The 12,484-nt window shown below is 57.3% G+C and carries 9 protein-coding genes; 6 read left to right on the top strand and 3 right to left on the bottom strand.

Features of this window, described 5'->3' with window-relative positions; translation table 11 throughout:
• The first annotated feature begins 7 nt into the window (after nucleotides 1-7).
• The 4 genes from EQG79_RS07760 to EQG79_RS07745 all read left to right on the top strand — a co-directional run bounded on the left by EQG79_RS07760 (nucleotide 8) and on the right by EQG79_RS07745 (nucleotide 6,492).
• Nucleotides 8-3,175, top strand: a complete 3,168-nt coding sequence (locus tag EQG79_RS07760) for a SusC/RagA family TonB-linked outer membrane protein (protein ID WP_077920673.1) — start codon at nucleotides 8-10, stop codon at nucleotides 3,173-3,175.
• A 94-nt stretch (nucleotides 3,176-3,269) separates the two neighbouring features.
• The gene (locus EQG79_RS07755) at nucleotides 3,270-4,730 is read left to right on the top strand and encodes a SusD/RagB family nutrient-binding outer membrane lipoprotein (protein ID WP_129601010.1); all 1,461 of its coding nucleotides are present in this window, start codon (nucleotides 3,270-3,272) and stop codon (nucleotides 4,728-4,730) included.
• Nucleotides 4,731-4,763: 33 nt separating this feature from the next.
• Nucleotides 4,764-5,243: a hypothetical protein gene (locus EQG79_RS07750; RefSeq protein WP_077920675.1), complete on the top strand. Its 480-nt coding sequence runs from the start codon at nucleotides 4,764-4,766 to the stop codon at nucleotides 5,241-5,243.
• Nucleotides 5,244-5,352: 109 nt separating this feature from the next.
• Nucleotides 5,353-6,492 carry a pyridoxal phosphate-dependent aminotransferase gene (locus EQG79_RS07745; RefSeq protein WP_077920676.1) on the top strand — a complete coding sequence of 380 codons (1,140 nt, stop codon included), beginning with the start codon at nucleotides 5,353-5,355 and terminating at the stop codon, nucleotides 6,490-6,492.
• A gap of 85 nt (nucleotides 6,493-6,577) precedes the next feature.
• Here the strand turns inward: EQG79_RS07745 and EQG79_RS07740 are convergent, their stop codons facing one another.
• The 3 genes from EQG79_RS07740 to EQG79_RS07730 all read right to left on the bottom strand — a co-directional run bounded on the left by EQG79_RS07740 (nucleotide 6,578) and on the right by EQG79_RS07730 (nucleotide 10,328).
• Complete coding sequence (locus tag EQG79_RS07740; RefSeq protein WP_077920677.1) at nucleotides 6,578-7,486, bottom strand: manganese catalase family protein; 909 nt, start codon at nucleotides 7,484-7,486, stop codon at nucleotides 6,578-6,580.
• Between the two features lie 137 nt (nucleotides 7,487-7,623).
• On the bottom strand, nucleotides 7,624-8,865 hold the full coding sequence (locus EQG79_RS07735; protein WP_129601009.1) for an MFS transporter: 1,242 nt from the start codon (nucleotides 8,863-8,865) through the stop codon (nucleotides 7,624-7,626).
• 74 nt (nucleotides 8,866-8,939) lie between these two features.
• Entirely contained in the window at nucleotides 8,940-10,328 is a 1,389-nt protein-coding gene (locus tag EQG79_RS07730; RefSeq protein ID WP_129601008.1) for a beta-alanine-activating enzyme beta-propeller domain-containing protein, read from the bottom strand.
• Nucleotides 10,329-10,594: 266 nt separating this feature from the next.
• Here EQG79_RS07730 and aroB point away from each other — a divergent pair, with 266 nt between their 5' ends.
• Together aroB and EQG79_RS07720 are read left to right on the top strand one after the other, a co-directional pair.
• Complete coding sequence (gene aroB, locus EQG79_RS07725; protein WP_077920680.1) at nucleotides 10,595-11,632, top strand: 3-dehydroquinate synthase; 1,038 nt, start codon at nucleotides 10,595-10,597, stop codon at nucleotides 11,630-11,632.
• Nucleotides 11,633-11,808: 176 nt separating this feature from the next.
• Complete coding sequence (locus tag EQG79_RS07720; RefSeq protein ID WP_077920681.1) at nucleotides 11,809-12,342, top strand: DUF4136 domain-containing protein; 534 nt, start codon at nucleotides 11,809-11,811, stop codon at nucleotides 12,340-12,342.
• Nucleotides 12,343-12,484 lie beyond the last annotated feature (142 nt).

The following is a 12,484-nucleotide window of genomic DNA, read 5'->3' as shown; positions in this document are numbered from 1 at the left end:
AACTAACATGCGAAAACTATTACTCTACGCTCTTTTCTGGTGCCTGGCAGGATTAACCGCTCAGGCGCAGTCCCGTTTACTGACGGGCACGGTGAGTTCGGCCGAGGAGGGACCGCTACCGGGCGTGAACGTCGTGCTGAAAGGGACGTCGGTCGGTACCACGACCGACTCAAAAGGAAAATATACGCTGAGTGTGCCCAACGACGAGGCTGTTCTGACCTTCAGCTCCATTGGGTTCATGACCGAAGAAATGAAAGTCGGTAGCCGGTCGGTGCTGGACTTTACCCTCCGGTCCGACGTGCGCTCGCTCTCCGAAGTGGTCGTAACGGCCTTCGGGGTCAAGAAAGAAGTAAAATCACTGGGCTACGGGGTGCAGGAAATCAAAGGCGGTTCGCTCACCGAAGCCCGGGCCACCAACGTAGCCAACTCCCTGTCGGGTAAAGTAGCCGGTCTGCGCATCAGCAGCAACGGCGGCCCCGGCAGCGGCTCCGCCATTCAGATTCGGGGCGCAGCTTCGGTCTCGGGCAACAACCAGCCCCTGATCGTTGTAGACGGGGTACCGATCCAGCAAACCAGCGAAAAACAGTTTGGCGGTGGCCTCTCCGAAATCAACCCGGATAACATTCAGGATATCAGCGTACTGAAAGGGCCCAACGCAGCTGCGCTTTACGGCTCGCGGGCGGCCAACGGGGTTATCCTGGTCACGACGAAATCGGGCGCGGGTACCAAAGGGATCGGGGTCGAGATCAACTCGAACACCACGTTCGAGCGCCCCTGGATTACCCCACAGTTTCAGAACACCTACGGCGGTGGTAACGGCTACCGTACCTGGTATACCGACGGCTGGAGCGGGGCCATCACCAACCCGGCCGAGATAGCGCAGTACCGGTCGGCTTACGGCCCGCTGGCTCCGCTGAGCGGCACCGAAGGCACCGACGAAAGCTGGGGCGCTCCCATGGACGGGCGTCTGGTTCGCCACTGGTGGAGCGGTACCGGCGTGGCGCCCCTGACCCCGACTCCCAACAACTACGCCGACTACTGGCAAACGGGTAAAACGTTTACCAACAACGTAGCGCTGTCGGGCAGTAACGACAAAGGAAATTTCCGGCTGAGTGTGGGGCGGCTTACCCAGGATGGTATCATGTATTACAATGATTTCTTCCGGAACAACTACAAGCTGAACACCAACTACAACTTCACGCCCAAGCTGAACGTATCGATTTCGGCCGAATACGTAAAATCGGGTGGTAACCGGGGCTATCAGGAAGGGCAGCAGTTTATCTGGGCGCACCGCCAGACCGATTGGACCAAGATCCGCAACTGGCGCGATTATTCGGCTACGCACATCCAGCGTGCGCTACCCGGTCGCCCGGCCGATACCGATCCGCCGAACTGGCAGCACACATTCTTTACCAACCCGTATTACCTGACCGAGTTGCTGCCCTTCACCAACGACAAAGACCGGCTGGTAGGCAACATGGCGCTGAACTACAAAATTCTGCCGTCGCTGAGCGTCATGCTGCGGAGCGGTACCGACTACTGGTCCGATACGCGGATCAACATCATCAACTTTGAGCGGGTTCGGAACGGGAACCAGACGCCGGGCCAGTATTCGGAAGAGATTCTGCGCCGGCAGGAAACGAACCACGACCTGTTATTCACCTTCAACAAGAACATCACGTCCGAGCTGACCACGACCGTGCAGCTGGGGGGCGTACAGCGCATCAATTATTACAAGCGGAACTTCACCCGGGTGGGTCAGCTGGTCGTAGATGGCGTTTACAACCTGGCCAACTCGAATCCGAGCCAGAACACGGCCGAAAGTACCATTCGGGAGTCGCAGATGAACAGCGTATTCGGGTCGGTCGAATTCGGCTGGCGCAACTCGCTGTTCCTGAACGCTACGGCCCGTAACGACTGGTCGAGCACGCTGCCCACCGAAGCCCGTTCGTACTTCTACCCATCGGTTTCGGCCTCGGCGGTGCTGACCGAGCTGCTGGGTATTCAGAGCAACGTGCTGTCGTTCGGTAAAATCCGGGCCAGCGTGGCGCAGGTGGGTAACGACACCGACCCCTACCAGCTGGCCCAGACCTTCCGGGCGGGTGGTTCCTGGAACGGATCGATTCCTGAGTTCTACGAAAACACGACCATCGCCAACGCAACGCTCAAGCCCGAAATCACCACCGGCACCGAGCTGGGTGTTGACCTGCGTTTCCTGAAAGGCCGCATCGGCCTGGACGTGACGTACTACAAGCAGACATCGCGCAACCAGATTCTGGCCGTCGACATCTCGAAAGCCAGCGGCTATAACCAGCGGATCCTGAACGCCGGTCAGCTGACCAACCAGGGCGTCGAGATCGTACTGACCGGTACGCCCGTGCGGCTGCCCATGGGCCTGACCTGGGAAACCACGCTGAACTTCGCCCGCAACCGGAACCGGGTCGACGCCCTCGCCGACGGCCTGACTACCTACGTGCTCAACACCCGCCAGGGCCTCAACTCCGAGGCTCGCGTGGGCCAGCCCTACGGCACCCTGTTCGGCATCGGTTTCGAGCGGGCACCGGATGGCCAGATCATTTACCGGAACGGCCTGCCGGTCGTTGCTACGGATCCTAAAGTGCTGGGTAACATTCAGCCGAAGTGGACCGGTGGCTGGTTGAACACGGTGAGCTATAAAGGCATCGTTCTGTCGGCCCTGGTCGACGTGAAAATGGGAGGTGACTTCTACGATGAAGGAACCGGTACCGCCCGCTGGACAGGCCAGTACGAAGAGACCGCTGTTGGTCGCGAAGAAGGCATCATCGGCAAGGGCGTTGTCAACATCGGTACGGCCGAGAGCCCTCAGTATGTGCCTAACACGGTCATCATGCCCGCCAGCACGCTCTATAGCTACAACAACCCACGCCGGTACCACGAAGCGGTTATCTACGACGGGTCGTACGTGAAACTGCGCGAAGCTACCATCGGCTATGCCCTGCCTGCCTCGCTGCTGGCCGGTAAGTTTATCCGCTCGGCCAAGATTTCGGTCGTGGGCCGGAACCTGCTGATGCTGTTCAGCAACCACCCGCACATCGATCCGGAAGTTGACCGGTTTGGTGGTAACCAGCAGGGCTTTGCCTATGGCGAGCTACCCTCGTCGCGCAGTGTAGGGGTTAACCTGAATCTAAGTTTTTAATGGGTATCGGTAGGCCGGACCGCGGTACCGGACAGGTCGCAACGGGGCCATCCAGTACCGCCGGCCGGACGCTGAAAACGGAAAACGACTAACTATGAAACGCACATTCTTACTCGCTATAGCGGCACTTCTGACGGTCTCTTCCTGCACCAAGGACTTTGACAAGATGAACGTGGACCCCAACAACCCCACCAGTCTTGGGCCGCAGTTTCTGCTGCCGTACGCGCTCGAATACACCATCGACCGCTCCTGGGGTGGCCGAACCCGCTTCGAGCGGCTCAACCTGGACGGGGCTATGCTCTGGATGCAGTACCTCTCGCGTAATATCTACTCCAACGAGGGCGACAACTACGGGCTGAACCCGGCTTTCTACAACAACAACTGGAAAGCCCTGTTCAACGACGGTCTGGTCAACTACCAGCGGATCATTGCCCTGTCGCAGCCCGGTGCGGCCTATCAGAACACCAATTTTGAAGGCATTGCGCTGGTGATGCGGTCCTGGACGTTCTCGCTGCTGGCTGATCTGTACGGCCCTATCCCGTATACGGAAGCGCTCAAAGGCACGACCGACGCGCCCATTTACAGTCCGTCTTACGACTCGATGGATAAGATCTACGCTGGTCTGCTGGCCGACCTGAAAACGGCCAACGACAAGCTGACCGTTGGCGGGCCGGCCGTGTCGGGCGATATTCTCTATAACGGCGACATTACCAAGTGGAAGAAGTTTGCCAACTCGCTGCGGCTGCGGCTGGCTAACCGGCAGGCGGTCAAGAAACCCGCCGAGTCGAAAGCCATCATGGCCGAAATTCTGGGTGATCCGGCCAAGTACCCCATTTTCACGAGCAACGCCGACAACGCAAGCCTGAAATGTACCACGGTCCTGTCGAGCAGCAACGAGCTGTACATGGTTATGGTCAACGACAGCCGTACGGACTGGAACATGAGCAAGACGTTCGTTGACCGGCTCACGGAACTGGGCGATGCCCGCCTGACGGTGTTTGCCCAGCCCAACAAGGATGGTAAATACCTCGGCCACGCCAACGGTTTGCCCGACGCCATCGCCACTACCTACCTGGGCGTCAGCTCGAACATCGGTTCGTATTTCATTCAGCAGACGGCACCCGAAGTGCTGATGACGTTTGCCGAGCTGAACCTGATCCTGGCCGAAGCGGCTCAGGATGGCGATATCAGCGGGTCGGCTCAGAGCTATTTCGAGAGAGGCATAACCGCTTCGTTCGATCAGTACGGGCTGAAAGTGTCTGACGCGTACCTGAAAACGGTTGGGGCCGTATCGAAAGAGAAAATTATGGAGCAGAAATGGATCGCGCTGTTTGGCCAGGGCCTCGAAGCCTGGACCGAGTATCGCCGTACGGGCCTGCCGGTGCTGCCTGCCAAAGATCCGCGCGCGGTATTCGAGAACGACGGCGTTCTGCCCACCCGCCTGCCTTATCCGGGTTCTGAAGTGTCGCTGAACGAAGCCAACTACAAGAAAGGCGTCGAGATGATTGGCGGTAAAAACGACACCAAGTCGAAACTGTGGTGGGCGGAGAAGTAAGATCGCATGTACAACAAACAAGATTATCGACCAATGAAACGATATAGAATTTACCCGATAATGGCGCTGCTGGCCCTGGGCTCGCTGGCTGGCTGCATGAAGAAAGACGATCCGTTTATCGACCGCGTAGCCGCTCCGGTACTGGTCGTGATCGACAACGCTACCGGCGATGGGGGTGGCCTGACGGCCGAACCCGTGGTATCGCAGAAAGTGACGGGCCCCGTCGTGATGGGCGTGCGGATCTACGAACTCGACAAAAGTGGTATTCTGGATAATAAAGTCGGGATCGATTCGATTCCGGTGACGTCGCTGACCGTAAGGCTGACCACGCGTGACGGGAAAGCACTCGGTGATCTCAAAACTGACGGAACCGGTAAAGCCAGCCTGACAAAGACCTGGGCTGAGCTGGGCGTAACGGCGCCAAGAGCGGGTAGTAGTGTTCAACTGACCTGGTCAGGTGAGTACAAAGGACAGGCCTTCTCGCGGCTGTCCCGAGTACAAGGTGTCAATTAATACGTAAGCAGAGGTTGGTTTACGGCTGGCTTATTGCCCTGGGGCAGCGGCTGGCTGTAAACCAATATCCGTTACAGGAAACCCCATTACCAACAACTTATACACAATTATGTCAATCAATCGTCGTGACTGGCTGCGGGCTGGTCTGGTTTCTGGATTAGGTCTTGCAACGGCACAGGCCGGATATTGTGAACCATGGCTCGATGCCGCTCCAACGGCGCCGGTGCTGCCGCCCAAAGGCGCCATGAAAGCCCGTCTGTCGGCCAACGAGAACCCCTACGGCCCGTCGCCCAAGGCGCTGAAAGCCATCAACGATGCTGCGCAGGAAGGCTACCTGTATCCGTTTCAGTACGCTACCCAGCTGCGTAAGATGATTGCTGAGCAGGAAGGTGTGGCCGAGGAGCAGGTACTGCTGGCACCCGGTTCGGGATCACTGCTGGTTGCGGCTGCGATGCACTACAGCTACGCCAAGCCCGGCGGCACGATCATCTCGGCCGACCCTACGTACGAGCAGCTGATGCGGGCCGCGGTTCAGCACGGCGCCAAATGGGAGAAAGTACCCCTGACGGCCGGCAACTACGACCACAACCTGGCCGAGATGGAAAAGCGCATCGGCGACAATACGAGCATGGTGTACATCAACAACCCGAACAACCCAACGGGCGTAACCATCGATCCGGTGGCGCTGCGGGCGTTTGTCGACCGGGTGTCGGCCAAAAAGCCCGTGTTTGCCGACGAGGCTTATATTCACTACACCAGCGACCCGGCCAAATTCTCGGTGATCGACAACGTGAAAAAAGGCCAGAACGTGCTGGTCGCGCGTACGTTCTCAAAAATCTACGGCATGGCTGGTTTGCGGTTGGGCTATCTGGTTGGCCAGCCCGATACGCTGGCGGCCATCAGCAAGTGGGGCGGGGGACCCGGCGGTCTGACAATGACCACCATCCGGGCCGGTCTGGCCTGCTATACCGATCAGGATTTTATCAAGTATTCGCTGGCCAAAGGCCTCGAAGCGCGCGAATACCTGTACGAAACCCTGAAAACCAACGGCTACACATACCTGCCGTCGGGCACTAACTTCGTGCTGTTCCCGATCCGGATGAAGGGCGAGGACTTCGTAGCCAAGATGATGAGCCAGGGCGTAAGCATCCGTCAGTGGAAATTTGACGGTCAGTACTGGTGCCGCGTGAGCCTGGGTACCATGCCCCAGATGCAGGCCTTTGCCGAAGGACTGAAAGTGATATCGTAATTGACTACTACCAGAAATGGGAAAAGGCGCTGACAGAAATCAGCGCCTTTTTCTATGATTACTTCCGGGTCATGACAAGATCCGGTTAATATTTATAATCGATTCCCATTTTCTTGGCCATATCGGCAAACATCTGCGGGTCGAAATCGTCGGCGCCGGGGGCGTTCAGCTGCGGCTCCTCGTCGAGGTCGGGAACCGGGTAGCCGGGTATGGCCCCTTCAATGACTACGCACTCCTGCCCGTCTTCGGGGTGGGGGCCGTTCCAGATCAGACCGGCCTGCTTGTAGTCTTCCTGGCTAAAGGTATACAGCTGCAGGTGAAGCTTCTCGTCCATGAACTTTCGGGCTTCGGGGAACGCATCGTTGCTCAGATCCGGAATAGGCAGCAGTTTGGTTACTTCTACTCCCGTCAGTTTTTCAAGGGCTTTGGCATACGCTACCACGTGTAAACCGCCCCGTACCAGCAGATACCCCACCATGGTCCGCGCGGTTGGGTCGTCGACCATTTCGTAGACGCGCATCTTGTTGGCCCGTGCTCCGCATTCGAGGAAGAAATTGTGGAGCAGATCGAGCTTGAGGTTGCCGCTGCTGAAGACGTTCTCGCCCGACCAGAACCGACCCATCGAGTCCATTGGTAAGGCTGATTGGCCACTGGCTATAAAGTGGCTCGTATTGCGCGCGTCAACACCGTTGGCCAGCGGGGTGGTGGTCGGGTCCATGCCGCGTTTGCTTACGCCCGTCAGCAGGAGATTCGTCGTGTACGAAACTACCTCGATATGACCGTATTCTTCGCCCGCAATGGAGCAGATCAGATCATAGAAAGGCCGTAGTTTCTTACGTCCCCGAAAGTTGAACGACTGGTACGTGTAATTCATCAGGGTCGACATCTCCCCGAATTTACCGCCCAGCAGTTCCTGTACGGCGGCTGCGCTATTGGGCGATGGGTTGTTGGGGCGAGGCAGCTCGATCGGCAACCGGTCCATTTTTAGTATCATGGCTCTCTGGGTTTGTTGGTTAGAGATGACGCGTATCTATAAAACCAACTAAACCTATAGAGATTAGTTATAAAAAAGGGAGTCTTCTGTGTGAATCCTGGTAAAATACACAGCCAGGGAGACCGGAGCCTCACAATTTACCGGATGGCCACCGGCCGGGTCGGGTCGATCTTGAGCCAGAGTAAGGCGCTGACCAGCAGGCAGCCGGCAATCATGAAGAGGGGATAATTGAAGTTATGGGTTTGCTCAACGATGATGCCGAACAGGATGGTGATGAAAAAGCCACCCAGCTGCCCGGCAAAGTTCATGGACCCGGTAACGGTGCCGGCGTTGCGCTGACCAATGTCAACGCATACGGCAAAGGCGACCGGCAGGGCCAGGTCCTTCAGCAGCACACAGGTGGCCAGCAGGTAACCCGCAGCCTGGTTGTCGGTTGTCAGCCCGGCCAGCAGAAAAAACAGACTCGATAGCCCCAAGCCGCCCATACCCACCGCCCGGCGCCCGATCTTGAGGCCATAGCGTTTGGTGAGTACATCGCTCAGCGCGCCCCCGGCCAGGCAGCCAACGGCCCCCAGAAAGTACGAGAGTGAAATGAAATTTTTGGTTTGATCTTCCGTCATGCCCCGGCCTTCCTGGAAATATACCGACGACCAGTTCGTGAAGAAATAGGACCCGTAAAAAAACAGATGACACATCAGCATCAGGGCCCAGAGGTCAGGATTACGGATAATGGTCTGCCACGGAATACGGTGGTCGGTCTGCCGAAGATTCCGGCCGGTTTCGATTTCGTCGACTTCGGCGGGGCTGATGCCCGGCTGGGTAGCGGGCTCGTCGCGGAACCACATGTACCAGCCGATAGCCCACACAACGCCCATGAAACCGAGGATGGCAAATGCCCAGCGCCAGCCCGCCCAGTGGACGAGCGGAATCACAATAAGCGGGGTTAGCGCACCACCCAGTCGACCGGCGGCCCAGATGACCGACTGCGCCCGGCCTACTTCGATAGCGGGAAACCAGCGGGCAATGGCGATAGACGAGTTCGGGTAAGCCCCGGCCTCACCGGCGCCGAACAGAAACCGAACCACCAGCAGATACAGAAACGAGAACGCGGTGCCGGTCAGGGCCGTGAAACCCGACCACCAGAGCACCACCCGGGTCAGCACCCGTCTTGGCCCGATCCGGTCGCCGAGCGTACCCGTCGGTATTTCGAACAGAGCGTAAGAGAGCGAGAAAGCCCCCAGTATCCAGCCAAACTGCTGGTTATCGAGCTGGAGGTCGGCCTTCACGTACTTGCTGACCACGTTCATGCAAACGCGGTCGAGGTAGGTGATGGTCGACAGGAGAAATAAACCGGTCAGAACGCGGTATCGGACTTTCATCGGCTGGGCGCGCAGGGGATAGGGTTTGGCCGGGCAAGCTAAGCAATTCTGCCTGTTCTGTCCTAACCGCCCCTTTACTGCCGACCGCCACTAATACCCGCTGCCACCGGTACGAGGTCTGTAGTGGCCAGGCAGGGGCTGGCCAGCAGCCGGGCATCGAGCGGAACCCGCCACCGGAGAGCCCCGCTGGTGGCGTTCAGGCAATACAGACTGGTATCCTGTCCGCTGATGTAAACAAAGCCATTATACACGATCGGGCTGGCGCTAACGAGGCCGCCGGTGCTGTATTTCCAGCGCAGCGTACCCGTCTGGGCATCGAGGGCGTACAGATTTCGGTCGTCGCTGCCCACGTAAACAAGCCCGTTTGCCACCATAGGACTCGATGTTATACGGCCACCGGTGCTGAACTTCCAGCTTACAGTGCCCGAGCTGGCGTTGAGGGCGTACAGATTCCGGTCGTCGCTGCCTACGTATACGATGTCGTTAACGACTGTGGGGCTTGAGCTTACGGCCCCACCGGTGCTGAATTTCCAGCGTTGGGTGCCGGTTTTGGCGTCGAGGGCGTAGAGGTTATAATCGTTGGTGCCGATGTAGACCAGGTCGCCGGCAACGGCCGGGCTGGAGGTGATGCTGTTACCGGCGCTGAACTTCCAGCGCTGCGTACCTGAGTCAACATCGAGGGCATAGAGGGTCTGGTCTTTGCTGCCCACATAGGCCAGCCGGTTCGCAACAACCGGACTTGAGGTAACCCCGCCCGCGGTGCTGAACTTCCAGCGTTGGGCGCCGGTCAGAATGTCGAGGGCGTACAGGTTCTGGTCTTCGCTGCCCACCAGCACCAGCCGCCCCGACGCGACCGGACTCGACAGAATACTCTTGCCGGCGCTGAATTTCCAGCGTTGGGTGCCCGTCTGGGCGTCGAGCGCGTAGAGGTTACCATTTTCGCTGGCGGTGAAGACCTGTCCGGCGGCAACATAAGCGCTCGACGTAATGGATGCGCCCGTCGAAATGCGCCACTTCACCGTGCCGGTGCCGCCGTCGAGGGCGAAAAAATTGCCAATACTGTTTCCCAGATAAACGAGAGCGCCCCCGTTGGGAATCAGGCTGGCTACGCTAACCGTGACCACGTAGGGTTGTACCGATTTGTCCATGGCCGTAACGGTATACGAAACCGGTTTGCTGAAATCCTGAGCCGTACCCGAAGCGGGCGAGATAATCGCTTTCTCCGAAATTGTGATGGCGGGGACTAACTGGCTGAGGTTCGTACCGGCCGGAACGGTGGCCCGAACGGTGTACACCACGGAGTCGATGACGGCCGACACTGGGGGCGTTAACTTCGAAAAAACAAAGGATTCGATGGCTTTGCCCGTATTGATGGGTGCCGTATCGATTGATTCCTTGCAGGCCGCCACAAGTAACAGCAGCCCCGTTATCCGGAGCAGTGGAGAAGATACATTCCGAAACATCAGCACAATAGATGACTATATATGAGAGAAGCAGACCAAGTACCAGGCGTATGGGGCCTGGGGTGAGTCCGTTAGCTGGACTGAAAACATTTATAATGCCAAACTATAAACCGGGGCTGGTGCGGCTCAAAACAGCCGGGCTCAGAGCTGGCTACACAAGCGAAAAAGAGCTATCCTTTGGGCTCGGAAGGGTATGGCTGCTCCTGATTGTTAACAGATCAAGGCCATCGTTACGCCCAGCCGTTGCTGTTGCGTACATTTGCTGTATGTCAACTGTAACCATTGCTTCCCTTACCGAAAGCCTGCCCGCTTTTCTGGACGCTTCCGATTTTTCGGCCATAGCCGTCATTGCTGACAATCACACCTTTAAGTTCTGTTACCCCGAGATAAAGGCCCTGCTGCCCAGACATACGCTGGTACGCATCAAGGCGGGCGAGGAACAGAAACACCTGGCTACCTGCGAGCTGATCTGGGATGCGCTGACCCGCGCCAATTTTGACCGGCATGCGCTGGTGCTGAACCTCGGCGGTGGCGTTATTGGCGATATGGGTGGCTTTTGTGCCGCTACGTACAAGCGCGGTATTGCCTTTGCCCAACTGCCGACGACCCTGCTGGCCCAGGTCGACGCCAGCGTTGGCGGCAAGCTGGGGATCGACTTCAACGGCTTCAAGAACCACATCGGCGTGTTTCAGCAGCCGAACGCCGTGCTGATCGACCCGTCGTTGCTGGCTACCCTGCCCGAGCGGGAGCTTCGGTCGGGCTTTGCCGAGATTATCAAGCATTGCCTCATCGCCGACGCCGGTATGTGGAACGACATTCGTCGGCGCGACCTCGACGAGCAGGACTGGGCTAGGCTCGTGGCGCATTCGGTAGCCGTAAAGCAGCGGGTGGTTGAACAGGACCCGACGGAGAAAGGATTGCGGAAGATCCTGAACTTCGGCCATACGCTCGGCCATGCGGTAGAAACCTACTTCCTGACGCAACCTCGCAAGCGATTGCTCCACGGCGAAGCCATTGCGGTCGGTATGGTAGCCGAAGCGTTCATTGCCTTCCAGAAAAAGATGATCGATCAGGAGCTGCTCACGCAAATCGAAGAATACGTATTTGCCGTATATGGAAATGTACGACTAACCGATGCAGATACCGAGCCTATTCTGGCACTGACGCTTCAGGACAAGAAAAACCGGGGCAACCAGGTTCGGATGGCCCTGCTCGACGGGCCGGGAAGCTGCGCGTTCGACCTGCCGGTTACCATGGCTGACATGCGCCGGGGACTGGCTTTTTACAGCGGCTTATCCAGGTAAAAAAAGTGCGTTTCGTGGCGGTACGGAGATTTTGCCGATAACTCATCTGGCAATTAAATTTTGGTAACATTACCTTGAATAACCAAACATAACCGCTTATATTTGAGTTGGTCACGACATAAACCATCGTTCTACTAAATTCAGAATCTCCTATCAGCAACTTTTACAAACGCAGTATGAAGAAGTATATCGGTATCCTGTTTGCGTTGGCCGTTATTGCGATGGCGGGCTGTTCGCCGAGTCGGTTGTTTGTCGAGCACGACTACAGCTACGAAGGTCACTTCAAAAATTACGAATCATTCAATTTTCTGGAGTGTGAGTTTGTTGACTCAACGCTGCTCTGCTCCGATATTCAGGATGCCATCCGGCACCAGATGGAGGCCCGCGGCTACCGCGTAAGCAACCGCAACCCGAACCTGCTGATCTCGTATAACATCTTCCGCTCGGACCTGCGTTTCCGCGGTTATCAGCAGCCGGTCATCAAAGACTGGGTTGTTCGTGAAGACGATGACGCTACCTATAAGCGTATCGACTACAACCTCGACGAAGGAACGCTGATGATCTCGCTGATCGATGCCGAGTCGTATCAGGTAATCTGGAAAGGCTACGCGTCGAAGATGATGCGCAACCCCAACTTCAAGAACAACTACTTCAAAGGGATTGTCCGATCCATATTTGACCAGTACCCGCTAATGGCAACGGCCCGCTAGGTAGAACAGTCAGCGATAAAGAGGCACATAGACATATCTGTAAACGACAAAAGCGGGCACTACCCGCTTTTGTCGTTTATAACCCATCGCCGACCATATACCGCCAGCCATTCGGTATTCGCTATCTAGCATTTGGCAGAGT

Source organism: Spirosoma sordidisoli (assembly GCF_004138325.1).
In the GTDB taxonomy this organism is placed as follows: Bacteria; Bacteroidota; Bacteroidia; order Cytophagales; family Spirosomataceae; genus Spirosoma; species Spirosoma sordidisoli.
The sequence above is the reverse complement of the archived record's forward strand: the minus strand, read 5'-3'. Positions and strand labels throughout refer to the sequence as shown.